This window comes from Pyrodictium delaneyi (genome assembly GCF_001412615.1).
Taxonomy (GTDB): domain Archaea; phylum Thermoproteota; class Thermoprotei_A; order Sulfolobales; family Pyrodictiaceae; genus Pyrodictium; species Pyrodictium delaneyi.
Window position 1 is genome coordinate 369,639 of sequence record NZ_CP013011.1, and the last position, 23,995, is coordinate 393,633.

At 55.7% G+C, this 23,995-nt stretch carries 24 protein-coding genes; 8 read left to right on the forward strand and 16 right to left on the reverse strand.

Going from position 1 to position 23,995, the window contains the following annotated elements; all coding sequences use genetic code 11:
• Nucleotides 1-8 precede the first annotated feature (8 nt).
• The 7 genes from Pyrde_RS01850 to Pyrde_RS01880 all read right to left on the reverse strand — a co-directional run bounded on the left by Pyrde_RS01850 (nucleotide 9) and on the right by Pyrde_RS01880 (nucleotide 10,257).
• Nucleotides 9-860, reverse strand: a complete 852-nt coding sequence (locus Pyrde_RS01850) for an HAD-IIB family hydrolase (RefSeq protein WP_055407710.1) — start codon at nucleotides 858-860, stop codon at nucleotides 9-11.
• A 28-nt stretch (nucleotides 861-888) separates the two neighbouring features.
• Entirely contained in the window at nucleotides 889-2,052 is a 1,164-nt protein-coding gene (gene mpgS, locus Pyrde_RS01855) for a mannosyl-3-phosphoglycerate synthase (RefSeq protein WP_231656818.1), read from the reverse strand.
• Between the two features lie 253 nt (nucleotides 2,053-2,305).
• On the reverse strand, nucleotides 2,306-3,148 hold the full coding sequence (gene lysX, locus Pyrde_RS01860; protein ID WP_055407714.1) for a lysine biosynthesis protein LysX: 843 nt from the start codon (nucleotides 3,146-3,148) through the stop codon (nucleotides 2,306-2,308).
• Between the two features lie 4 nt (nucleotides 3,149-3,152).
• Nucleotides 3,153-6,374: a carbamoyl-phosphate synthase (glutamine-hydrolyzing) large subunit gene (carB, locus tag Pyrde_RS01865; RefSeq protein WP_055410617.1), complete on the reverse strand. Its 3,222-nt coding sequence runs from the start codon at nucleotides 6,372-6,374 to the stop codon at nucleotides 3,153-3,155.
• A gap of 39 nt (nucleotides 6,375-6,413) precedes the next feature.
• Nucleotides 6,414-7,571 (reverse strand): glutamine-hydrolyzing carbamoyl-phosphate synthase small subunit, encoded by a 1,158-nt coding sequence (gene carA, locus Pyrde_RS01870; protein WP_055410619.1) that lies wholly within the window; start codon nucleotides 7,569-7,571, stop codon nucleotides 6,414-6,416.
• A 20-nt stretch (nucleotides 7,572-7,591) separates the two neighbouring features.
• Complete coding sequence (locus tag Pyrde_RS01875; protein WP_055407715.1) at nucleotides 7,592-8,989, reverse strand: lyase family protein; 1,398 nt, start codon at nucleotides 8,987-8,989, stop codon at nucleotides 7,592-7,594.
• Nucleotides 8,990-9,066: 77 nt separating this feature from the next.
• Nucleotides 9,067-10,257, reverse strand: a complete 1,191-nt coding sequence (locus tag Pyrde_RS01880) for an argininosuccinate synthase (protein ID WP_055407717.1) — start codon at nucleotides 10,255-10,257, stop codon at nucleotides 9,067-9,069.
• A 311-nt stretch (nucleotides 10,258-10,568) separates the two neighbouring features.
• Here Pyrde_RS01880 and Pyrde_RS01885 point away from each other — a divergent pair, with 311 nt between their 5' ends.
• On the forward strand, nucleotides 10,569-11,096 hold the full coding sequence (locus tag Pyrde_RS01885; protein ID WP_055407719.1) for an ACT domain-containing protein: 528 nt from the start codon (nucleotides 10,569-10,571) through the stop codon (nucleotides 11,094-11,096).
• Nucleotides 11,097-11,201: 105 nt separating this feature from the next.
• Here Pyrde_RS01885 and asd read toward each other — a convergent pair whose 3' ends face one another.
• From asd to Pyrde_RS01905, 4 genes are all read right to left on the reverse strand, one after another.
• Nucleotides 11,202-12,272, reverse strand: a complete 1,071-nt coding sequence (asd, locus tag Pyrde_RS01890; RefSeq protein ID WP_055407721.1) for an aspartate-semialdehyde dehydrogenase — start codon at nucleotides 12,270-12,272, stop codon at nucleotides 11,202-11,204.
• The gene (locus Pyrde_RS01895; RefSeq protein ID WP_055407723.1) at nucleotides 12,257-13,636 is read right to left on the reverse strand and encodes an aspartate kinase; all 1,380 of its coding nucleotides are present in this window, start codon (nucleotides 13,634-13,636) and stop codon (nucleotides 12,257-12,259) included. Before Pyrde_RS01895 ends, asd begins: the two co-directional genes overlap by 16 nt.
• 1 nt (nucleotide 13,637) lies before the next feature.
• Complete coding sequence (locus Pyrde_RS01900) at nucleotides 13,638-14,669, reverse strand: homoserine dehydrogenase (protein WP_143522207.1); 1,032 nt, start codon at nucleotides 14,667-14,669, stop codon at nucleotides 13,638-13,640.
• 74 nt (nucleotides 14,670-14,743) lie between these two features.
• Nucleotides 14,744-15,484 carry an RNA ligase partner protein gene (locus Pyrde_RS01905; RefSeq protein WP_143522208.1) on the reverse strand — a complete coding sequence of 247 codons (741 nt, stop codon included), beginning with the start codon at nucleotides 15,482-15,484 and terminating at the stop codon, nucleotides 14,744-14,746.
• A 104-nt stretch (nucleotides 15,485-15,588) separates the two neighbouring features.
• Between Pyrde_RS01905 and Pyrde_RS01910 the strand changes: the two genes are divergently transcribed.
• Nucleotides 15,589-16,341, forward strand: coding sequence for a hypothetical protein (locus Pyrde_RS01910; protein WP_055407729.1), 753 nt, complete (start codon nucleotides 15,589-15,591; stop codon nucleotides 16,339-16,341).
• A 25-nt stretch (nucleotides 16,342-16,366) separates the two neighbouring features.
• On the opposite strand, the gene Pyrde_RS01915 is transcribed toward Pyrde_RS01910, so the two are convergent.
• Nucleotides 16,367-16,576, reverse strand: a complete 210-nt coding sequence (locus tag Pyrde_RS01915; RefSeq protein ID WP_055407731.1) for a hypothetical protein — start codon at nucleotides 16,574-16,576, stop codon at nucleotides 16,367-16,369.
• Between the two features lie 87 nt (nucleotides 16,577-16,663).
• Between Pyrde_RS01915 and Pyrde_RS01920 the strand changes: the two genes are divergently transcribed.
• A complete protein-coding gene (locus Pyrde_RS01920) occupies nucleotides 16,664-17,449 on the forward strand; it encodes a bacteriohemerythrin (protein ID WP_055407733.1) in 786 nt (261 codons plus the stop codon).
• Between the two features lie 43 nt (nucleotides 17,450-17,492).
• Here Pyrde_RS01920 and Pyrde_RS01925 read toward each other — a convergent pair whose 3' ends face one another.
• The 3 genes from Pyrde_RS01925 to Pyrde_RS01935 all read right to left on the reverse strand — a co-directional run bounded on the left by Pyrde_RS01925 (nucleotide 17,493) and on the right by Pyrde_RS01935 (nucleotide 20,537).
• Nucleotides 17,493-18,665 (reverse strand): RNA ligase, encoded by a 1,173-nt coding sequence (locus tag Pyrde_RS01925; RefSeq protein WP_055410621.1) that lies wholly within the window; start codon nucleotides 18,663-18,665, stop codon nucleotides 17,493-17,495.
• A gap of 248 nt (nucleotides 18,666-18,913) precedes the next feature.
• Nucleotides 18,914-19,204 (reverse strand): heavy metal-binding domain-containing protein, encoded by a 291-nt coding sequence (locus Pyrde_RS01930; protein ID WP_143522209.1) that lies wholly within the window; start codon nucleotides 19,202-19,204, stop codon nucleotides 18,914-18,916.
• A gap of 124 nt (nucleotides 19,205-19,328) precedes the next feature.
• Entirely contained in the window at nucleotides 19,329-20,537 is a 1,209-nt protein-coding gene (locus Pyrde_RS01935; protein ID WP_082419403.1) for a (Fe-S)-binding protein, read from the reverse strand.
• A gap of 119 nt (nucleotides 20,538-20,656) precedes the next feature.
• On the opposite strand from Pyrde_RS01935, the gene Pyrde_RS01940 reads away from it, so the two are divergent.
• From Pyrde_RS01940 to Pyrde_RS01960, 5 genes are all read left to right on the forward strand, one after another.
• Nucleotides 20,657-21,298: a hypothetical protein gene (locus Pyrde_RS01940; protein WP_055407739.1), complete on the forward strand. Its 642-nt coding sequence runs from the start codon at nucleotides 20,657-20,659 to the stop codon at nucleotides 21,296-21,298.
• Nucleotides 21,299-21,432: 134 nt separating this feature from the next.
• Nucleotides 21,433-21,678 carry a hypothetical protein gene (locus tag Pyrde_RS01945; protein WP_055407741.1) on the forward strand — a complete coding sequence of 82 codons (246 nt, stop codon included), beginning with the start codon at nucleotides 21,433-21,435 and terminating at the stop codon, nucleotides 21,676-21,678.
• Nucleotides 21,679-21,686: 8 nt separating this feature from the next.
• Nucleotides 21,687-22,307 carry a hypothetical protein gene (locus tag Pyrde_RS01950; RefSeq protein WP_143522210.1) on the forward strand — a complete coding sequence of 207 codons (621 nt, stop codon included), beginning with the start codon at nucleotides 21,687-21,689 and terminating at the stop codon, nucleotides 22,305-22,307.
• A gap of 7 nt (nucleotides 22,308-22,314) precedes the next feature.
• Complete coding sequence (locus Pyrde_RS01955) at nucleotides 22,315-22,926, forward strand: hypothetical protein (RefSeq protein ID WP_055407745.1); 612 nt, start codon at nucleotides 22,315-22,317, stop codon at nucleotides 22,924-22,926.
• A gap of 28 nt (nucleotides 22,927-22,954) precedes the next feature.
• Entirely contained in the window at nucleotides 22,955-23,617 is a 663-nt protein-coding gene (locus Pyrde_RS01960; protein WP_180385508.1) for a cytochrome c biogenesis protein CcdA, read from the forward strand.
• Between the two features lie 58 nt (nucleotides 23,618-23,675).
• Here Pyrde_RS01960 and Pyrde_RS01965 read toward each other — a convergent pair whose 3' ends face one another.
• Nucleotides 23,676-23,963 carry a DUF4258 domain-containing protein gene (locus Pyrde_RS01965; RefSeq protein WP_082419405.1) on the reverse strand — a complete coding sequence of 96 codons (288 nt, stop codon included), beginning with the start codon at nucleotides 23,961-23,963 and terminating at the stop codon, nucleotides 23,676-23,678.
• Nucleotides 23,964-23,995: the final 32 nt, after the last annotated feature.

Genomic DNA, 23,995 nt, shown 5'->3' on the forward strand with positions numbered 1-23,995 from the left:
CACAGCTACTAGAGACTGCCTAGGGCTAGCAAGCGCGCCACATGTACCCAGCCCTCCGGTGCTGGCTCTGGTGCCACGTAGTAGTCAGTCCGCCGGGGCCGGGCAAGTAGCCTACCGTCAGTCTGTGGTATTATTACAGCAGTGTCTACAGACTCGAGAAGATCCTCGTCGAGCTGCGTATCGCCTACACCTACAGTGGGGGTTCCGTGGAGTAGCGGCTCCTCGAGGAGCAGTTCTACTGCCCGGGCCTTCCCGTAGCCCTTGCCGACGTGGAGCAGACGGCCATAGCGTACAGTCAGCCCCAGCTCCTCGGCCCGCTGAGCGGCCCGTTCCATGCAACTCCTGCTAGGGCTCCAGTAGACCTCGATAAAGCGGCGTCTTCTCGCCAGTTCGGCCTGGAAGCCCTCGAGCCCGGTCATCCTCTCAGCTATCCTTGGCGGAGCCTTTGTAAGCCGGTAGAGCGGCTCACTACAGGGTGTAGACGCTATCTCCTCTAGAAGAGGCTCAAGCCTCTCAAGCGGCTCCCCGACCTCGATATAGTCCAGACCTAGAGCATGATCATAGCTTGTGGGCCGTGTGAGGAAGCCCGGTGAAGCGTAGACCGCACCACCCGCCTCGACAACAGCTATGAAGGGGTCTCCGTCTAGGCCTAGCCTGTTCCTCAGCGCTACTACCTCCTCTACCGTCTTTGCAGTCACTGGTATTACGAGGAAGCCTAGTAGCCTAAGCAGTCGCGCATAGTAAGCACTGCCCCCTACTCTACCATCGTAGCTTACCATGCTCCCATCTATATCGGTGAATACCAGCCGCCTGGGCCGCAGCCTGCGCCACCCTATAGGGGCTTTATTAACCAGCACCAAGCCTACAAGGAGCAGCTACCTCCCGGCCTTACTTGAAGTAATGCGTCATAGTACTCTCAGCTAATAGTGCTGAGAATAGCTTGCTAGGGTCTACACCCTCGAGGCTATACACTCTAGGCCTGGGCGGCTCACCCTCATACTTGTAATCGCGTAGCAGACTGTGTATCCGCTCCTTTACTGTCTCGTCTGCCCCGAGCCGGGAGTGGTATACCGTACCGAGGCTCTCAGCCAGCATTCCTGCTATGTGCTCGTCGCCCCGCTCAGCGTGTATGTGAGGGTTACGAGCCTCTATCTGGAATATATTGACGCCATCAGGTAGGAAGCTGCAGCGACCCTCATCGACACCCAGAAAGCAATCTTCCAGGAGTTGAACCAACTCGTAGGGCTCTACTGCAAAGCCACCAGCCCAGCGTAGGCGAAGCGCCAGTTCTATGCTCATTGCGTGCTCGCCACTATTGGCAGTTCTGATTATATCCGTCTCTACCTTGCGTAGTCTCGAGAGTGCATAGTTGAGAACGTTGTTCGTGTGCATTGATACTCTACCGCGTTTACGGAGGTACATATCTGAGGATGCTAACTTGCCCTTATAGTGCCAGACTATTCTGACCATTGTATAAGGTGACTCGGATAGTGAAAACCCTAGGTAGTATATCTTGCTATACTCGTTAGCCGCGCCCGGCACATAATTGTCGCTATCGATGAACCCCACATAACGGGCGCCTATGCCCGCCGCCGCAATTACGCCAAGAACCATTCCCTCGCCTTTTCCACGCCGTACCATGCCATCCTCAAGCATAGCCTCCAAAGGTGTACCAGCTAACACCTCGGCCCACGCCGGATCGCGTTGATGTATCACGAGTATCTCACGGCCCGTGACACTATGTATTGTCCGGGCAAGCTCCACTTCGCGGCTATAGACATCTACAGGAGAGGATCGCGAGGCTGATACAAGAATTATTGGAGATGCATGTGGTATCGCACGAAGTACACCTTCCAGGGCTATGATATCCTCGTCCTTCACTGGCACAACTATAGCTGTAGAAGCTGCATACTCCTCGAGAACCTCGTAGCTCACAGTATATGTTCCCGAGAGCTTCGTCGTCACGCCAAGCGAGTCTAGCTCGAGAACGCGAGCTAACTCAAATATCTTTACAGCACCGTAAGCCTCGAACCGTGTAGGCAGGCTTATCATCAAGGTTCCACAGACACCCCCCTTATAGCTATCAGAGGCTAGAGAGTATCCTGTCTAGGCATTGCAGATCATTGAAACAGACCATAGCCAGCACACATGTTAGGGTTCTAGACCGGAGGAAGGGGCCCCAGAGGCTGCCCGCCCATTATTCTTCTCAATCCTAAATTATATTAGTTCCTCTCTCCATACACGGGTACTAAGCATGGATAAATAAGATGAGGTTAGAAATATTCAACTACGAAGGGGTAGTTCTTCAGTGTTTTAGCTCCTCTAGGATGGCTTCAGCTAGCCTCCTTGCAGGATTAATTCCCGTAGCCCGGTAGAACCCCTTGAACTCTGGTACGCCGTTCACTTCGTTTACCAGGTAGCCCCTTTCATCGTCTTCAAACACGTCTATTGATACGAAGAAGCCCTTCACTGCAGCAGCAGCTCTGACAGTTATGTCTTCGAGGACAGGGTCTGGCTTGTAGACCTCGGTCCGGGCCCCTAGGGCTACGTTGCTTCTCCATTCGCCGTTCTGGGCTACTCTCTTTATGCATCCTAGGAGTGTTCCTGCTACTACTATGCAGCGTATGTCGCTGCTACCCGAGTCTAGGTACTCTTGTATTATCATTGAGCGGGTCTGACTACATGGGAGCTCTTGCCTCATACGGGCTAGTTGTTCTAGCTCCTCCGGCGTATCAGCGCGGGATACTAGGCGGCCCCAACTTCCCACGGGCGCCTTGACGACAACAGGGTAGCCGAGCCTGCTGGCAGCTTCTAGAGCAGCATCAACGTCGGCTGCGTAGAAGCTCCTGGGTATGGGTATCCTTGCTGCTGCAAGCTGAGTATAGGCTAACAGTTTATCGCCAGCAGTCATTATCGTCTGTGAACTGTTTACCGTGAATACTCCTGCTGCCTCAAAGCTAGCCGCAGTATAGGCAGCGCGGTACATGCTTATAGGCCTTATAACAGCGGCATCGAAGCCATCGATTCCTATCTCCAATGCTCTCGAGCGCACATTGACCATGTTAACGTTCATGTACTCTCCTAGCGCCTTTAGCAGCATCTGCTCCTCAAGGCGCACAACGTCGACGACGATCGCTGCAGTGGGCACTGTTCTAGAACACCTCCACTCCTGGGCCCCAATAGTCACGGAGCTCGAGAGCTTCGAGCCCCCCGAGGCCGACCCGGCTGATGGCTTCGGCGAGCATCCTGGCTAGCCTGGCGTCGAGCACTACGGGTACGCCTAGGTCTACTGCTAGGCGGCGTATCTTGTAGTCACGCTCCGGCGCATAACCGGTCGTCATTAGTAGGCCTACACCATTCATCCTTATGAGGCGTAGAGCCTGCTCGACCGGAAGCGGTTCAGCCCCTTCAACCTCCATACCCTCTACAGTGTATACCGTGTAGCCCTTCTCTCTCATGAACCTAGCCGCGGCGGCGAGGTCGCTCCGGCCCCTCCCGGTAGGCGTGTACACGAGTACACTGCTACCAGCTGGAGGCAACTTGTTGCCCTGGACGCCTAGCCAGCTCTTGAGCAGTGCCTCGTGTAGTGTGCGGCCTAACGCTGCTACCTCGCCCGTGCTTCTCATCTCCGGGCCTAGGCCTGGGTAGGCGCCCTTGAGCCTCTGCCAGCTCGGTTGTGGGCTCTTGACGCCCCACCAGCCCTGGGGCTTTAGCAGCTTGAAGCCCTCGTAGCCGTTGAAGCCGTAGCTTATCCTGCCCTGCAGCGCCGCCTCAGCAGCGGCGCGCATGAGGTTGTAGCCTGTAACCTTACTCGTGAAGGGCATGGAGCGGCTAGCACGGAGGTTTAGCTCTACCACATAGACGCTACCGTTCTTCACGAGGAACTGTATGTTGAAAGGTCCCTGTATCTCCAGGGCCTCGTTGAGCATCTCTGCTACTCGTGTCATTTCGCGTACAGCGTTCTCGGGTAGGCTGAACCAGGGGAGAACCATGGTGGAGTCGCCGCTGTGAACACCACCCGGCTCTATGTGCTCGATTACCGCGCCTACCGCACGACGACTGTCACCTACAGCGTCTATCTCTGCTTCCACAGCGTCCTCGAGGAACTTGGAGACGACCACCGGGTAGCGTGGCGACACCTTAGCAGCCTGCTCTATGTAGCTCTTTAGCTCCTCTGGGCTCCACGCAATCTTCATCGCAGAGCCACTTAGCACGTAGCTGGGTCGTACAAGGACTGGGTAACCCACATCCTCGGCAAAGCGTAGTGCCTCCTTGATACTGGTCGCGGCTGTCCAGCTCGGCTGCTTTATGCCAAGCTCCTCTAGGAGCTGGGAGAACCAGGCACGGTTCTCGGCGCGGTCCACGCTCCTACCGGGTGTGCCTAGGAGCTTTACACCACGCTCCTCGAGAGGCTTAGCAAGGTTGTTCGCTATCTGGCCGCCGAGGAAGGCTACTACGCCGACCGGTTTCTCGAACCGGTATATGTCGAGGACACGCTCGAGGGTTAACTCCTCGAAGTAGAGCTTGTCATTCACATCCCAATCTGTGGACACTGTCTCGGGGTTGTAGTTTACGACTGCTACCTCGTAGCCGAGATTACGTGCCTCTTCGGCGAAGCTCACCACCCCCCAGTCGAACTCGACAGACACGCCAATCCTGAATACGCCGGCGCCTAGCACCATGAGACGTGGACGTCCACTGGTTATAGGTTTATCGTCCTCATAGGCGTTATAGCTCATGTAGAGGTAGTTTGTTGCTGCCGGCCACTCTGCGGCTAGGGTGTCTATCTGCCTCACATAGGGTCTATCTAGGCCTATACTGCGACGTGCCCTCTCGACTTCCTCGACGGTGATACCAGAGAGTAGTGCTATCTGTTCGTCACTGAAGCCTAGCCGCTTAGCCTCGGCGAGTAGGTCGAGGAACTCTAGGCTTCCAGGCCGTGTGTAGCGCAGCTTCTCAGCCAGCTCTACTATCTCGTATATCTGGTTGAGGAAGTAGGGGTCTACACCCGTCACCTCGTATACATGCTTGACAGTGGCGCCTAGCTTGAACGCCTTAGCAGCCCATATGGGCCAGTAGGGTTCGCGGCGGCGCAGCTTCTCCATGACCTTCTCTAGGCTCTCGGGCTCCTCGTACCGTGGCCCAGCTACTACGCCTGGCTCGCCTATGTCGAGCATCCTTATTGCCTTCTGGAGGGCCTCAGCGAAGTTCCTGCCTATAGCCATTACCTCTCCTATGCTCTTCATTTCGCTGCTTATGCTCTTCTCAACGCCCTCGAACTTCTCTAGGTCCCAGCGCGGCACCTTGACTACCACGTAGTCGAGGCTGGGCTCGAAGCAAGCACAAGTCCTCCCAGTGACGCGGTTTAGTAGCTCGTCCAGCCGGTAGCCGAGCGCAAGCTTAGCAGCAATGTAGGCTAGAGGGTAGCCCGTTGCCTTGCTAGCTAGGGCACTGCTACGGCTCATACGCGGGTTAGTCTCTATCACGTAGTATTCCCAGCTGTCGCGGGGGTTGAGTGCTAGCTGTACGTTGCCCTCCCCTACTAGGCTTATGGCCTCGGCCACACGTAGGCTTGCTTCGCGGAGAAGCTGGTACTCTTGGTCGGTGAGAGTCTGACATGGAGCTATGACCACAGACTCTCCAGTGTGGACGCCCATGGGGTCGGCGTTCTCGAGGCAGGCCACGGCTACCATGTTGCCGTACTGGTCGCGTACGACTTCGTACTCTATCTCCTTCCAGTGGTGGAGATACTTCTCCACTAGTACTTCGCCGGAGCCAGAGAGTGCGAAGGCACGGACTAACCAGCGTTCTAGCTCGTCGCGGCTCCACGCTACTAGGCTCCCGCCGCCGCCAAGGTTGAAGCTGACACGGACTATAACGGGGTATCCAATCTCGTCAGCCGCCTTGAGCGCCTCCTCGACGCTAGTCGCGGGGAAACTGGGCGGGATCGGGAGGCCAGCCTTTATCATCGTCTCACGGAATTTGCCGCGCGAAAGCGCCCTTTCGATGCCCTCGACAGGGGTGCCTAGGACGCGGACACCATACTTTGCTAGTACGCCGCGGTGGTACAGCTCGACGCCTAGGCTTAGTGCTGTCTGACCGCCAAAGCCTAGTAGTATAGCGTCCGGCCGCTCACGCTCAATAACCTTCTCTATGAACCACGACTGAAGGGGGCCTAGGTACACATGGTCTGCTAGCTTGTAGCTCGTCTGTATGGTGGCAACGTTCGGATTGACCAGGACAGTCTCAATACCTTCCTCCCGTAGCGCTTTCAGGGCCTGGCTACCACTGTAGTCGAACTCTGCCGCCTCTGCAATCTTTATCGCGCCGCTGCCTAGTACTAGCACCTTCCTTACATCTATCCTCTTCGGCATCTCACAGCCACCTCCTCCCATGCCCTATTGTCCTGGTTCTTACCTCGTCCTAGTCTTCTCGATCAGCCTGAGAAAGAGGTCAAACACCCACGTGGAGTCCCAGGGACCCGGCCCGGCCTCTGGGTGGAATTGTGTAGCTATCACCAGCCCGTCACGTGTACGCACTCCTTCGAGCGTACCGTCATCGGGCTGGCGGAACCAAGGCACGAGCCCTGCATCGTCTAGGCTATCCCAGTCAATAGCGTACCCGTGGTTGTGTGTCGAGACCATACAGCGACCCGTGTCCAGCTCGACGACTGGCTTGTTAACTCCGCGGTGACCGTAGGGAAGCTTGTAGGCGCGTGCACCGAGGCCCAGGGCTAGGAGCTGCATACCAAGACATATAGCTAGGACAGGCTTCCCTGATGTCGCGACTTCTGCTGCTACACGAGCCTGGTCGCGTAGGAGAGCAGGATTCCCAGGCCCATTACTCAGTACTACAGCATCGTAGCCCTCTAGGAGCTGCCAGGCAGGGGTCGTGCACGGGTAGCGGGTCACCTCGATACCACGTTCGAGGAGGCGGCGTAGAATGCCATACTTCACCCCACAGTCTAGCATCGCTACGCGCGCCCTGACCCGTCCCTCGGGCTTGTGCGTTATTGGCTCCCGGGGGCTGACCTCTAGCGCGAACACCCTCTCGTCGTAAGTCTTTGAGGAGACTAGCTTACGGGCCAGCTCGTCCCAGCTCGGTGGCTCCTCGTCTTCGTTATAGACCGATATTATGCCCATTACAACACCGTGTTCGCGTATCCTCTTCACGAGGAACCTCGTATCTACACGGTATATTCCCGGCACACCTTCACTCCGTAGCCACTCGTGGAGACTCATAGCGGAGGCGTAATGATTCGGCTTGGGTAGCTCTGCTACTACGAATCCTTCTACTTGTATATGGTCAGACTCGTAGTCGAGAAGGATTCCATGGTACAGTCTGCTCTTCCTGGGGACACCGTAGTTGCCCATCATGGGGTGAGTCTCCACGAGTATCTGGCCACGGTAGCTCGGGTCAGTAAGACTCTCAGGGTATCCAGTCATGGCCGTCGTGAATACCACTTCGCCGACACGGGTCGTTGTAGCGCCGAAGCCACAACCCTCAACTGCGATGCCATCGGCTAGTAGTAGCCTGGCACGTAGCCCTGTCCGGCACCTCAGCAGGGGCATCCGATAGACCTTTATCTCGCTTACTTGCACTCCTCTGCCACCTCCTCGGCTGCTTTTACGAGGCTCTCCCGAGCCCCCTCAAGGTGTTCCCTAATCGCGTCGAGGAGCCCCTGGTCGCGGGCTAGCCTCTCCCGCGCTTCGTCCACGGCTAGCCCCGCATGGCAACCGGTACGCCTCATCGAGGCCAGCTCAAGGGGGCTAGCCACGCCGAGCCCCTGGAGCAGCTTCTCCGCCTCCCCGGCTCGGAGCGCCGAGGCAGCCTCACGGTAAGTCTCGCGGAGAGGTCTACCACTGCGTAGCGCGAGTAGCTCCGCAAGCTCGGCGCCCCACGCAGTGTAGCTCTCCGCTAGCTCACGGAGCTTCTCCACGTCGAACTCTAGGCCGGAGAAGAGATCCACGAGGATGCGGCTAGACTCCACCGCGTCGCGTAGGAGTGTGTAGAGAAGTGGGTTAGCCTCCTGTAGGTCTAGGTTATAGCCGTAGGGGAGCCCCTTCTGGATCGCCAGAAGCCCTGCTGCGAGGCCGGCTGCACGAGCAGCTCGAGCACGGAGCACCTCTAGGGTGACTGGGTTCCTCTTATGCGGCATAATACTACTGGTCGCCACGTGGCTGTCGGGGATGCGGGCAGCCGCTACATAGGGGCTCGAGAGCATTATCAGGTCTCCTGCTATACGTGAGGCCTCGGTTAGTAGTGCTGCTGCAGCCAGGGCTGCCGCTGTAACGTCTAGCCTGCTACCCGCAGCGTAGAGGCTGCTCCCGAGGACACCGCTAAACCCGGCTAGCTGGGCGAGCTCCTCCGGGTCTATTGGGGCTAGTGTGCCAGCTCCCGCGCTTGCCCCGAGTGGGCTCCGGTTGACGAACTCTAAGGTGTTGTAGAGCAGTTTGTATGCAGATGCAAGAGCCTCCTCCCAGGCTAGGAGAAGGCAATCGAGCGATGCCAGTTGGCTCGGCTGCTGGTGAGTGTGAAAGAGGATAGGAACGCCGTGGTACTTCTCTGCTAGCTCAATTAAGCGTAGACGGGCACGGAGGAGCCAAGCTAGTGTCTCCGTTATCCGGTCTATCGCATATAGGCGGAGGGCAGCCGAGACGTGGTCGTTACGGCTCCTACCCACCCATATGTAGGCCGAGGCTCCTCCGGTCCTGGAGGCTAGCCAGTCCTCGAGCGCCTCGAATACATCCTCGTATCCCGGCTTCATTATCTCGCTGGGCTCCTTGCCGAGAGCCTCTAGGAGGGCGCGTAGTGTAGAGCACGCAGCTTCACGTGGAATAATGCCTCGACGGGCAAGGTGAAGTGTATGTGCCAGGAGGATACGCACCACGTAGGGGTAAATCTCGTCGTCGTGGCTTAGGCTAGAGGTGTACTCGTAGACGAGTGCCGCGTCTCCGCTGAGGCCGACAGCCTCCCGGTACCTCGGCAATAACCCACCATCCTCCGGCGACTAGTACCCCCTTATCAATCCCGCTGGCCTGGAGCGGCTAGGAGCCGGTTTCCCGTCTAGCCTCGGAGGCCGCGGGCCTTGGCCGCTGCGAGGCTGTGAAGGCTCCATATCGTTATGAATCCGCGGGCCTCCTCATCGCTCGGGTACCAGCCGTGATTGTAGTCTATCGTTTCGCGGCTGTAGCTGCTGTAGGGGCTCCAGCGGCCTACCACTCGGAGGCTGCCCTTGTACACCTTGACCTTGACTACTCCCGTTACCCAGCGGTTTAGCTCGTCGATAGCCTTCTCTATCGTGGCCCGTAGAGGTTCTATCCAGAGGCCCTGGTAAACTAGGTCGCTCCACTCCTGGTCTAGGATCCGCTTGAACCTCAGCTCCCTGGGCGTGTAGACTGTCTTCTCGAGGTCCTTGTGGGCTTCTATGAGCGTAAGCGCCGCAGGCGCCTCGTATACTTCCCTGCTCTTGAGCCCTACGACACGGTTCTCAATGTGATCTATCCTGCCGTAGCCATGTGCGCCAACTAGCTTGTTGAGTAGCGATACTATCTTGACTAGGTTCATCCTCTCTCCGTTGACGGATACTGGTACGCCCTTCTCGAAGCCTATCTCAAGGTAGAGCGGCTGATCGGGGGCCTTCTCTGGCGCCACCGTCCAGGCGAACGCATCCTCCGGAGGCTCTGCGAGGGGATCGTCTAGGGGGCCTCCCTCAATACTCCGGCTCCACAAGTTCTCGTCGATGCTGTAGGTCTTGTGGAGCCCTGGGGGCTGGAACCCGTTCCTCCTCAGTATCTCGGCCGCCTGGGCACGAGTGAGCCCGAGCTCGCGGACCGGCGCGATAATCTTGATGTCATCGCCAAGATAGTACTTGAGGACTGTGTCGAACCTTACCTGGTCGTTGCCCTTAGAGGTACAACCGTGGGCTACAGCGTCCGCGCCCTCCTTCTTGGCTACCTCTGCAATCTTCTCAGCTATGAGGGGGCGGGCAAGGGCTGTACCGAGAGGATACTTGTCTTCGTAGAGCCCGTTAGCCTTAATAGCCATTGATATGTATTTCTCAGCGAACTCCTCTACAGCGTTTATCGTGTAGTGCTTCGAGGCGCCTAGCTTGTAGGCCTTCTCCTCGACACCCTCGAGTTCCTCCTCTTGACCAACCGAGACAGTTACTGTGATTACCTCATGGCCCTGCTCACGGAGAAGCGCGAGTATAGCCGACGTGTCAAGACCTCCCGAGTAAGCAAGCACGACCTTCAATTCGGCTGCCCCACGCGAGTGGGGCACCGGTACCAGGTGTTAAAACACATGCACCATCTATTGCACATAAGGATATATTTCTCTTGTACCTGTTCCACTCGGTACCAGATGTTACAGGGGGAGGGGTCTAGGCCCTGGCAGCCCAGAGCTTCTCAGAGATAGTACGCAGACTAGTAGACGCAGACCCCTGTGTACAAGAGTGTCTAGCTCGTGGTATAGCCAACTACTCCGAGCTAGCCCGCCGGATAAAGCCAGTAGCCGAAAAGGAGGCCGGGCGGAGCGCCAGCCTCGAAGCTATCAAAGCCGCCCTAGTGCGCTATGCGTCCCGGCTACGGGAGCGCGGCACACAGACACCCCAGAGAAAACTGCTAGAAGTACTAGCGAAGAGCGCTCTCGAGCTACGAACCGGCGTCACGGTGGCCACAGTCAAGCTCCACGCGTTACCCCAGCTGGCTGAGGCCGCTGCAGAGCTGGCTGGGCGGACACGGCTACTATTCCTCATGCAAAGCATCTCAAGCGTAACCATAACTGTTAGCAGCGAGTACTTCGACTACATAGAGCGGCGTGTGGGTCGCGAAAACTTCATAGAGATATATCCTGATCAAGCTGTGCTAGTGATAGTCAGCCCTCCAGCTGTGGTAGAGACCAACGGTTTTGTAGCACATATAACCAGCATACTCGCCAGGAACGGCATCAACATAAACCAGATAGAATCGGTGTACACTGACACCATACTCGTGCTCAGCCTAGACGACGCCCTAAAAGCCTTTCAGCTGCTACGCGAGGCGATAGAGGTCGCTAAGAGGAGCCTAGAAGAGGCACAGAAGAAGGAGACATAAACATGGCAGTAATGGCTAGGGCCAAAATCCTAGACCCAGAGGCCCCGAGAAGATTTACGCTTCTAGGAAGTTGAGTAAGAGCTTAGGCTCGATAAGACTACCTTGTCAAAATACTTGCTCTATAAGCCTGTAGTAGAGTTCTGCTATCAGTACACCGGTTCCAGCTGCGCCTCGTAGCGTGTTGTGACCCAGCACCATGTACCTCAGTAGCGGCTCGCCCTCAAAGGGCAGCGTTGCTCTGCCTACGACTACGCTCATGCCGCGGCCAGTCTTGCGGTCGAGCCTCGGCTGCGGCCGGTTAGGCTCCCGGCGTACTACTACTGGCTTCTCGGGGGCTGTTGGGAGGCGTAGCTCCTGGGGCATACTCTTCCACGTGTCCCAAGTCTCTAGTACCTCCTCTAGGCTCCCGGGTGTCTTGGAGAGCTTGGCTACGACACTCTCTAGGTGGCCGTCTAGCACGGGTACTCGGGTCGTGGTCGCTACTACGCGGAAGTCTGCGTGCTTCACCTCGCTGCCCTCGAGCTTGCCGAGTATTTTGCGGCTCTCGCGTACTACCTTCTCCTCCTCACCCTTTATGAATGGCAGTATGTTGTCCGTGATTGCGTAGCCCGGCACACCGCTGAACCCGGCGCCGCTTATCGCCTGCATACTAGTCATATAGACCTCCTTTAACCCGTAGCGGTCCAGGAGCGGCTTGAGGCTCAGTGTTAGCACTGCTGTTGTACAGTTAGGCACCTTCATTATGGCGCCGCTCCAGCCTCGACGGCGGCGCTGCTCCTCTACGAGCCGTATGTGCTCCCAGTTAGCCTCAGGGTTGAGCAGCGGCACGTCTGGCTCCATGCGGAACACGTTAGCGTTAGACACGACTATCTTGCCCATCCTGGCTAGCTCTAGTTCTATCTCGCCAGCGACCTCCTTGGGCAACGCCACGAAGACTAGGTCTACGTCGCGGAGCGCGTCGGCCCGGGTGGGCCTTATCTCGAGCTCTGCAGCCTCCTCGGGGAAGGGCTCGTCTATATACCACTCCACTGTCTCGCCGTAACGTTTGCCGACACGCCTCTCGCTAGCCGTGACAGCGTATAGCTGGAACCATGGGTGCCTGGAGAGAAGGTAGACGAACCGTTGGCCCACGAGCCCTGTAGCCCCGAGGACTGCAGCCTTTAACCGGTCTGCCACTGTGAGACCACCTCCTCGTGGAGCTGCTCAGCTATAGCCCAGGCCTCCTCGGGCTCAACAAATGTTACGAGTATCGGGCTCCCGGGGGCCCATAGTATGCTCTTTACGCCCCCGAGCCCGGCAGCGCGTTCAACTAGCTTGCTGGATATACGGGGCTCGCGGAGGCCGTCGCCGACCACGCTTACAGCTGAGGCTTCCTCGACCTCGACCCGGGAGACTATGTACCCTAGCTCCTCGGAGAGGGCTGTTGCCAGCTTCTCGGCGTAGCGGCGGCGGACTACTAGGCTTATCCTTGTCTCTGTGATAGGCTGCATTATGGCCAGGATGTTTATGCCTAGCTTAGCCGCCACACCGGTGACTTTTGCTGCAGTGCCTATCCTACCGACTAGGCCACCGCCAGTGACTGTCACCAGGGATATGTCGTCGCTCACGACCACGGCCTTAAGCGGTGGTGGACCGCCACGATTGTCTACTATTGTGGCTTGGTTCGCGCCAGGCATTGTTATCTTTATACGGGTATCCGTGTCCATTACTGGCTCGAATGTCTTGGGGTGCATCCTCTTAGCTCCGAGGAGGGCTAGCTCCATCGCCTCGGCAAAGCTGAGCCTCTCTATCACCTTGGCTGTCCTTATTTTCCGTGGGTCAGCTGTCATCACGCCTGGCACGTCGGTGTAGAGAACAACCTCGTCCGCCTGTAGGAAGCGGCCCAGTAGTGTGGCCGTGTAGTCGCTACCGCCCCGGCCGAGAAGCACTGTGCGGCCCTCACGGGTCCCGGCTACAAAGCCTGTGACCACGGGGACCACGTTACGCTCTATGAGGGGGTTTAGCTTCTCACGGACCATCTCCTCGGAGGACGAGTAGTCTACCGTGGCCTCCCAGGGGTCACCCTCAGCTATAATGCCCGCCTCGCGGCCTCCTAGCCACACGGACTCTATCCCATTGCTCCGGAGTACTGCCGCCATCAGTGCTGCTGAGAGCCTCTCGCCAAAAGATACTATTGCTGCCCGCGCGTTAGGCGTCGCTTCGCCTATTACCTTGACCGCCCAGACTAGCTTGAACAGCTCGTCGAAGAGCCTACTCAGCTCACCAAGTACGTTTGTCAGCTCTCTCTCGCTCTCCACCGCGCCGCGGGCCGCTGAGTAGTACCGCTCCATTATCCTCCGGAGCCGGGGCTCCCAGCCACTGGGCCTCTCAACGATGTCTATCAGTTCGTCTGTCACACCCTTCATAGCCGATACTACGACTACTACTCGGCGGCCCTTCTGCTGAAGCCCCGCGACTTCCTGCGCCGCCGTTATGTATCCTGACGCGTCACGTAGCAGAGATCCGCCAAACTTCGCCACTACCACCCCATGAGCAGTCATACTATACCACCCCTAGCGAGTATGCCGCTGCGACTAGATCGCTGAGCAGGGCAGACGCTGTTGCCGAGAGCCCGGCTCCAGGGCCCACGATGGTTATGGGCTCGGCCTCCACGGTTTCTATAAGCGCAGCGTTGTTTATACCCTCGACCCTATAGAGCGGGTTATCCGGCGTAGCCTCGACCAGCCGAACCACAGCTCTCCCCGCCTCAGGCTCGACCAGCGCTACATACTTGAGTCTCCTTCCCCGAGAGGCAGCCTCAGCAGCCCGGCGAGCGGCATCCTCATCCACTCGGTCGAGCCGCTCGACCTCGAACACCGTCTTCGGTACGCCTAGGGTGCACGAGATTATAGCAGCCTTAGCCGCTATGTCGAAGCCCTCGAGGTCGGCGCTCGGATCGGGCTCAGCGTAACCCCGGCTCTGCGCGTCACGGACAGCCTCCTCGAAGCTCATGCCCCGCTCTACTAGGCCGAGGACGTAGTTAGTCGTGCCGTTTAGTATCCCCTGTACCCGGGCAACTACGCGACCTGCAAGCCCCCAGCGCAGCACGTCTATCAACGGTGTGCCAGCCATTACTGTGGCCTTGTAGAAGATGCGTTTACCCCACGAGCCCCAAAGGAGCTTCTGACAGTTCGTAGCCAGAGGAGCCTTGTCAGCCGCTACCACGGCACCGCCGGAGCCCAGGACGCGCTCGTACCAGGAGAGGGCTTCGCCTGGCGAGTCGTATCGGCTAGGTGTAACATCAACGAGGACGTCCACGCTATACTTCTCAAGTGCTTCGGCCACACCTAGGCCCGGCTCGCCACCCTCTAGCCCCGAGATACCACCACGTGGCGCTGCTAGAGCCTTCTCTACCAGACCCCAGTTCAAGCCTTCGCTGGAGCCAAGAACGCCCCTACTATCAGCTATGAAGACAAATGTTGGCTCGAAGCCGTAGAGCTTCTGGAGCCGTGAGCGCCGCTCCATGAGCATCTTGACAAACGTCCTGCCAACGTTACCGAACCCTGCTAGCCCGATGCGGAGTACACGCGTCACTGCCAGACCCACCAAGGTGGGCTTGGAGAAACGGCTCTCCAGGGTTAAGAATCGCCCGGCTCCGTGCCGAGAGCTTACTCTAGCTGAGCTTCAGCCTCAGCGGCTACACGCTCTGCCTCTCCAACATCCTCCGCGTCCCTGTCGACGTGGCGAAGGAGGCCCTTTAGGAGGCCAATAAACCTCATAGGGTCTATCGAGACTATGCCCAGGGTTTCAGCAAACTTCCTCACACCTTCATCGTTAGTCACCAACACGCCTTGTGTCTCAAGCGCTAACAGTACTGCATCAAGATCCTCCACACTGTCTAGTACACCATGGCGGGTAGCCTCACGGTACCGCTCCCGTAGACCCCTTATCAGGGCGCCTAGCTTCTCGCGACGAGCACCACGGTCCGATACCTCGCTAGGATACATGCCGCCAGCCTCGAAGGCACGGCGAACGTGCTCCTCTGCTACTCGTAGTCCCCTCATCAGCCTATTGCGCATCTCCTCGACGTACTCCCTCATAATGGAGGCCGGAATGCTTATCTCGTGCCGCGCCGGCGGCTTTATTGTTATCCATGTGGCTAGCATCTCAAAGCCTTGTAGCGTGACACCATTGGCTAGCAGGAAGCGCCGCGCCTCCTCGTAGACGCTCGGCGGCATGTATATCTCGAGGCCATAATGGAGTCTAGCCCTGGCCAAGAGGTCTGCCAAGACACGTATAGCCTCGTCTAGGCTACCAGCTCCCAGCACATTTCGCAGCCTTGGATCAGTAACAGCACTGGTATCGAGCACGTAGATCCTTAGCGGTCGCTGTAGCCTCTTCTCAGCCATTCTGGTCACCCATAGTTGCCTCTCTACACAGCTGAGCCGAATTGCTGGTGTCCCTATTCCTTGTACAACCACTGCTCTGCTCGACTCTATGTGATAGCTAAGCTTTGAAGCCCGATAACATTTGTCCCGGGGCTAGCTGGCGGGGCGCCGGTGTTATAGCCGCCGAGGCCCTGGCCCCTGGGCTGGAGGAGGAGCCCTTGCTCGTCTCGAGATTAGCCGCTCTACAGGGGGCTCTCACATTCCTCGCACTCATTTCGATACTCGCTGTAGCTACTGCACCCACGAGTATACTCTTAACACGTGCTGTAGAATTCTGGATCGCCGCCTCGGTGCTCTCAGCCATCTCTACATGGCTGCTAGCACGTCACTACGCTGCCGCCCTTTCCCAGACACTTTCAACTGTCTCCAACTTGTCAGTAAAGCGTCTCGGCCCTCGTGGTGCCACTGAGGCGGAGACTGTCGCCCAGAGCATTGCAGGGCTAGAGCAGATCGCCAGCCTCTGGCCCTTAGCGGCTGCAGGACTTGGAGTAACCGGACTCGTCACAACAATACTCTCCTACTACATGGCGAGGAGGGGCTGCCAAGCCCTCATCCAGCTCGCGGAGCAGCTCGGAGTAGAGCCGCCGTGCAAGAGCCTGCCTGGCCTCAGCGTAGCCGCCACCTCAGCTCTCGGCTTAGCCGGCCTAGGATTGACTATGCTCTTTGTAGCCCCCAGCTACGGTAGGCTCATGAACTGTATAAAGAATGCGGGAGAGGCTCTTGAGGAGCAACTTAGAGGCCCCGCAGCCTCAGAGCATGCAGGAGAACCCCGTAGTGAGGAGGCCGTCGGCGATGAGACAGTTCATAAAACACATTGAGTGTAGGCTTAAGTTAACACTACTTCTAGTCAGCTACATTCTCTATCTGGTTCTCCTCTCCATTCCAGGGCTTGACGAGTACGTGGTCAAAGCTTCCCTTGCACTGCTCTTTGGCGCCCTTGTCTACATGATTGCAGTCTATATCCACGCTTCCTGTTCGAGGCCCCGTGGTGACTCTTCCTCGCTGACAGAGACGCCTATAGGCTAAGTATGAAGCCTTGCTGGAGTCTATCACTACTGCACGACATCTCTCTAGGACTAAATTTATACCCGTAACGGTTTCTATCTCGAAGCATAGACGAGAATATGGGGGACAGGAAGGATGACAGCCCCAGTAGCTGAGAGACCATATGTTACAGCCAACATAGCCCAGAATTCACAGATACTCGCAGACGATGCTTTTCTAAACCAACTCATGAGTGCTACTGAGAATGTCAGGCGACTCGAGACAAGGCTATCTGGAACCCATGGACAACTACGAGATCTCATACGTAGCCTCGGACTCGAAACTGGTTTCTACCTCGTGCTAGTAGAACTCGGCAACATATCTGCAAGGATACTAGTACATAACGGCATTATAACCGCCGCCGAGGCAGCAGTCGAAGGACAAAGACTCTCAGGGCCCAATGCCGTAAAACTCCTTGACGACGAGGCCTCAGACGAGGCTGTAATAGCCATAGCTAGGCTCCGTCCATACCTCTATCAGTGGAGCCCTAAGATGACCGTCTACGTCAAGGGCATAGATCTACAGCACCGGCAGCTCGTACGGGCTGTCAACAACCTCTACCTCTCCTTGCTCTCGGGTAAACCTCGTAGCGTGCTACAAGGCATTCTAGACTTCCTAGCCGAGTACACGGTATTCCACTTTAGGAGTGAGGAGAGATTCTTCGAGAAGCACGGCTATCCACGGGCCGAACAGCACCGGTTAGAGCACCGAAAATTCGTAGAGAGGATAGAGGACTTCCGGATGAAATACCGGACGGGTGAAGCGAGACTCAACATAGACATGTTGATGTTCCTCGCTGACTGGATACGGGGCCATATAATGAAGAGCGATAAAGACTATGGTGAGTGGCTGAAGCGCCAGGGAGTAGTCAAAACCGTCTAGGCGAAGATATCCGGGTTAGAGGCGGAAGAAATCCTCTAGGAGCTTAGTCGATTGGTGTTAAGCCGGTCTCGAGCATCTTGCGCACTTGTAGCCAAGTCTCTTTCATCTTTCTTATACGTGTTTTCAGCAGGCCATTTTCCTCCCGTATCTCGACGAGGACCAAGTCCACCCCGAGCCCCTGCATATAGTCCATGAACTCCTCTAGTTCGCTGCGGCTGGCGAACTCTAGCTCAAACTCCTCGTAAACCATGTCCCCGGCTGCGACCTTCTTCACGGTCTCTATCGCCGGCTGTAACGCTGCCCGGCCCAGCTCTAGGGCGAGCGCATCGAGTCTCGGCCCAGTAAGCCCCTCCTCGTAAACCCGGAATATCTCGCGGAGCAGCCTAGAGAATAGGAAGCCACGCCCCTCCTCCATGAAGAACCTCATACCGTATCTTATATCGCCTATGTTCGTGGCTGGTGTTGTGTACTTGAGCGGGGGTACCCGGTACTCGGGATCCTTGACTATTACTCCTTCGCGGCCCTCCTGGTTCAGCCTCTCTACTATCTTCTTGAACCCCTCGATATCGTTCTTGTCTAGCACCCCTAGCACAGGGACATGGGGGACTCCGTGTTTCTCCGTCACTTCGTCACGCCAGCCTGGGGGGAGCGGCTTGCCTTCACGGAATACATCGAATACAAAGTAGCCGAAGCGTGGAGCTTCGGGGTAGAAGTACCTCGTATAGGGGTTCTCCAGCCCTATGACCTCCCCCGCTGCCACGTGCTCCTCAGGGCCGAGCTCGCGGAGCATATCCTTCAGCTGGTTGCCCATTATACGCTCTAGCCGAGAGGTGGTGTAGGGACAGATGAAACCGCCCCGCGTCACCGCTATTATCCGGTCGTCTATGAGGGCCACCCTCACGTTGTAGCCGTTCAGCTTCTCCTCAACCACTATTTTGTCTACGAAGTGACGTGGAAGAGCTACGCTAGGAAGAACCATACGCTGTATCGAAGGGTAGCCGGGGATTAGCCTCCACCATCCCCTCCCAAACACTATGACAGTGCCTTCAGGGTGCCCTGCAACCTCGCGGCGTAGGGACGCGTAGAGGATGCCACGGAACACCCGGTATCTTATCGTCCTGTGCCGGGCCAGATGCTCTACACGCTCTCTGTCGATGCCGAGTGCTTCTGCAACAACATCAAGCATCCAGGACTCCGGGCTATGTATCCAAGTCAATGCACTCACCTCATCGACTTTACACAACACCATGATTCCATGACTACAACAATGAGTATAATCTAACGTCCTATCTGTATTCAGAGGATTATATACCATTATACATAACAACACCTACTATACGACTATACGATGAATAGCTTGATCCTTCTCTACGGTTATAGTCTATACACCTTCTGAGAAATTATTATCTTAGAGGCAGTCCTCTGAGGTGGTGTAAAAACAATGCAGCTTCTCTGGAGCAGCATTTATGCTTGCTTTTCCTTCTCTATAACAGCTGCTGTGCCATATGCTAGCAACAATACCCACTCGCCACCTACACCTACTACGCGGCGTGTCTCTATTCTGAGCCCTAGCACCGCGTTGGCACCCATCTTCTTGGCATCATGTCTTAGTTTCTCGAGGATAACGTCCAGCTCGGCCTCTAGTCCTGCTACTGTAAGGCTTATCGGCCTTGATGCGTAGATGAGTCCCTTTAGCTCCTTAACCTGGTAGCCTACTGGCTGCTCGATACTAAGTAGTAGTACATCCTCTGACATAGCTGGGCTCACCCCTACTGGTTAATAATAGGCGATAGGTGGGCTAAATCCTCATAGTTAACGAGTAGAGATAATGGTTACATAGGCGTATGATCGTTGGCTTAGTTGCAGTGCTAGCAGCCCTCTAGGCTCTCTTCTCCAGTCTCCTTAGAAGAGCTGTCGTCAGCATAGTGACTCTTACCTTGCCTAGGCCCCGGGCTAGGAGGAGGCCATGCTGGAGCACGGTATAGCACTTAATGCATGGCGTAACGACTTCGCGTACGTTGTGACTCATTACTCTGTTTGCTCTCCAGCGGTACACCTTGTTACGTGTCTCGACGAATGGCTTCTCGCGGACATAGTTGACGCCGCCCCCGCCGCCGCAGCAGAATGTGTACGGCGGTTTATCCTTCATCCGTCTAGCACCAGATAGCTTCGTCACTATGGGGCATGCATAGCTGTAGCCGAAGCGGCAGAAGCCACAGCTCGTGAAGAGTACAGCATTCTTATCCTCCTCGTCAGGCTTGAGTACACTGCTGGGGGCACGTTTATAGACTAGTGTGAATACGTCTACGAATTCTATCCCTCCTAGTCTTGTAAGTCCATACTTCTCAGCTATGTGTACAAGTTTTATGTCGGCACCACAAGCCGACATTATAACAGTCTTTGCACCTAGCCTCTTGGCCTCCTCGATAACTTTCTCGAGCATTTCTGCACCTATGTCCGGTCTCGCGGCGTCAACCGCTACATTGCCGCCTAGGTCGAGGGCACTAGGAGAAACCGTCACCTCTACACCTATGCCCCGTAGTAACTTGAGCGTCTCAGTAAGCCTGTCAGGGTAGAGCGTGGTCTCGAATGGTGAGGGCACGTATAGGGCTTCTCCAGGGCCGCCCGGCTCGACGCCAGCCTTACGAGCAGCCTCCTCAAGGACGCGGCGAGGCTCACTAGGGTCTACGGTGAAGCTGTGGCCAGACCGGCTCCCGTTGACCGCTACCTGCTCTATACTCTTCAATGCTTTGCCTTCAAGACTCAGCCTCATCTTTGCTGCATGTACTAGCCTCCAGATCTCTATGCCGTATGGACACAGAGCTGTACATGCGCCGCACATGCTGCAAGTATAGAGGGTGTAGAGGTCTTCCTCAGATGGTTTATCACCTAGGAGAATGCGGGCTGCTACTTGTAGGCGTCGAGGCGGCGATAAACGAGGGTCCCTAGTGGCTCGATATGATGTGCATCCTGCTAGACATACTAGGCACCGACTACAAGTTGCCAGTGCTTCTCGTGCAATCTCCTCTGCCTCAGAGAGCATTGCTTGTAGGCCGCTTTGCCTAACCCCGGGCATCTTTAACGCCATGCTAATAACCCTGGAGGTTGCAGCCTAAAACTAATCTATAGAGTGTATATCGCAAATTTTCAAAATAACACCTATAAAGCCGTTAACTATCACGGCCTCTCGGGAGGGATTAAATAAGGATGGTAATCGATGAGGCCGCATTACGCGCCGCTATAACCGACGCGCTGCTACGCTCTGCCGGCCTTCCAACTCTAGCCGATGTGAAGAAGATGCTCTCGGAAGCGGAATCAAAAACCACAGTAACTATTGTTACCGACGATTCTAAGTACGGGAAGCACGGAGTCGATGTAGTTAGGAATCTCCTAACAGATTATGACTTTGTGGAAATTAAGGTGCTCGAAAAGTCTAGTTGGCCAGAGGATTTACCTCCACCACTCATAGTTATTGGCGGCAAGCTTGAAGGTAGGCTACTATTCTACGGGGCACCGGTCGATATACTTTCACCTATGTTCATGCTTGCTGTCGCAGCGTCATGCGGAGCATGGAAGCCTAAGACCTGCAAGGATATTAGTGAAGCAAGAGGCCGAGCAAGACTTTACGTTGTACCGGGTCTACCCTGTGCACGCGCGATATACAACTCTCTGCCCATCGTGTACTGCAGTAATGAGGCCGAGCTGGAAATAGTAAACGTAGAGGCATTCTATACACTCAATAAACCGCTACCAGTAAAGCAAGTCCCCACCTTTGTATCACCAAGCGGCAAGAAGCATTCCTCGACACCTAGAAGCGAGTTTGAGGTGCTCAAGTGGTGGCACAGCTAAGCCTACGTAGATTATCTCTTTTAAATGTCTTATTTCGAATTGCTTGCAATAAACAGTTATAGGTAGAAGTAAACACCCGTAACATAAACTCACGGGGACCCCGAAAGTACGGCCCTACTGGAGGTGAACAGTTAATGGCACGTGTAGAAGAGTTAGACCTTACAAAGCTGACTGCTCTCTGTGGCGACTTTAGTGTCCATGTACTCAGCAAGCTTGAGGGTCTTAAGTCGGGCGAGAGACTCGTGGTAAAGGTTAGGAAAGACGACAAAGACCTACTAGAAGCTGCGGTCTCGGCTGTTAGGGATGCAGGTATCGCTAAGCCTGTAGGAGAAGGCGAGGAAGGAGAGATATTCTACGTGATACTAGAGAAGCAGAGGTGACAGTCTCAATGATTTCTAACACCAGTTTACTTTCTTTCACAACTAATTATGGATTCATTGTACTTCTGATTGCTGCTCTAGCACCCTTAGTATATGTCGGTATCTATGGCTCAGCTGGCTACCGGTTTGTCTACAGCACCATTGCCCGGCTTCTAAAGGTGATACCACAAGCATCAATGCTTGATCACCCTTCGCCCCTAGTAGGGCTAGCTGCTGCTATACTTCACACGGGCGTCATACTAGCAGTCATCGCTCATCTAGTCCTCTTCGCTGCACAATGGAATGGAGGCCTCTACCAGCTAACACCCTCTATAGTGCAGACTGTACTCTACGCGAAGAAGACTGCAGCCATCATGATAGTCTCTTCGGCGTCCATATTAGCTGCTACCAGGCTCTACACTGGCGTACGCTTCGGTCTATTCAGCTGGAAGCACGCATGCCTCCTCGCTGGAGACTTGCTTCTAATAGCACTCGCTGCTTCCGGTCTCCTCATAAAGGCTGGCATTAACTACGTGATAGCACACGTAATCCTTGGGTATGTTGCTATAGCGTATTTCCTGATAGCGTTCTTCACCGAACATCGGCTTTACTCCCGGGTCCTCGCCGAGAAGCGTATACTAGAGGTGTAAAGCCCCATTGAAACCCAAGACATTAACTATCGCAGCGATAGGTCTTATTGCCGTAGCTCTGGCTACCTCAGCTCTACTGCTAGAGCACGAGTACATCGGCGGCAGCAGTGTAGAGGCGCCAGTATCTATAAGTGTCGAGAAAGGTAAGCCCGTAGAGGCGTCCACTATGACTAGTAGCGGGAATGGCCCCGGAGACCGAATCGTTATGATACTAGGCACAGAAAGTTGCCCACATTGCCGCGCCATGATAAGCTTCTTCAAGGAGAATTTCCCGGGCCGAGCATTCTTCTGCGAGATAGCTAACACTAACTCCACCTGCAGAGCTGCCTTCAGCTTCCTAGTGCGTGGCGGAGTAACTATGGGCGTGCCAACTATGGTTGTCTGCGATAAGAGTAGGAGCATTGTTGAAGGGATAATCATCGGCGAGCTAAAGAACGTTACCTGGTGGCAAAAGGTCTTCGAGAACGGCGTCTCTGGCAGTAACGAAACAGTCATACCTGTATATGCAGGCGAGAAACCTATAGGCACTGTTAAGATAACACAAGGCAACATGACTAATCTTTACGACTTACTCTGCAGTGCCACACTAGCCGACGCCCAAAAGTTAGGAAGCCAATAGACATAGACTCTTAGAATGGTGAAAGATCTTGACGGGGATTTTGGCCAAGCTTTTTGGACTAGCTGCATTGGATAGTATAAACCCTTGTACGTTCTACATCTACACAGTCCTGCTTCTCTCAGTCTCAATACGGGAGAAGAGTAGCCGGGCGGTACTAGCCACGGGTCTAGCATTCATAGCGGGCGTCTACCTTGGCTACTTGGCGCTGGGCCTCGGCATAGCAAGCGCTGTAGCAGTGCTCCCCACATGGCTTCTCGCACTAGCAGCCGCAGTCTACGGCGTCTACATCATAGTGGCTGGGCTCTACGAGTTACGGGGCAGGAGGCGTCCCGGCCCCCAGAGGCCTGGTGGGAGACTCGCGCCGAGGGCTCTGCGCACAGCTAGCCGGGTAGGCGCGTTCGGGTTAGGCTTGTTGCTCTCATTTACACTATTGCCATGCAGCGGCGGCCCTCTCGTAGCATTCATAGCACTAGCGAGTGCCGAGGGCTATAGTGGCCTTCTAGTACTCCCCTTGTTGCTACTCTACAATCTAGTCTTCGTGGCCCCACTTATAGCAATAGGACTAGCAGCAGCTGCGGCCTACCGTGTCGAAAGAGTACAGCAAGCCATAGCTCGCGCCGCACCATACGCCTCCATAGCAGCTGGACTAGCGCTCATAGCAGTAGCAGTATACATATACATCGCTTACTAATACATCAATGTATACAAATAGAAGATGCGGCTTTTGTGATTAGGGTAAAATGGGACAACTAGTATACGACCTTATAGCGGCGGCCTTGTAGCCGCCCTACAAGCGCTTCATACTCCTGCCGACGCAGTACGGTCACTATCTCTACAACTCTGCCGCGTGCAGCATACACTACAGCTATTTCATTCGAACCGAGGGCAAGATAGACATCATTCTCCTCGTCATAGACTATCTGCACAGGGTCCTCTAGAGCCTCTATAACTTCATCTAGGCTGACCCTTCTCTCTTCCATTCTTTCCCGTGCATGTTTCGATACATGTAGACTGTAAAGCGGCGATAGCACCACCATTGTTACCCCTCTACTAGACCTAATATAACCGT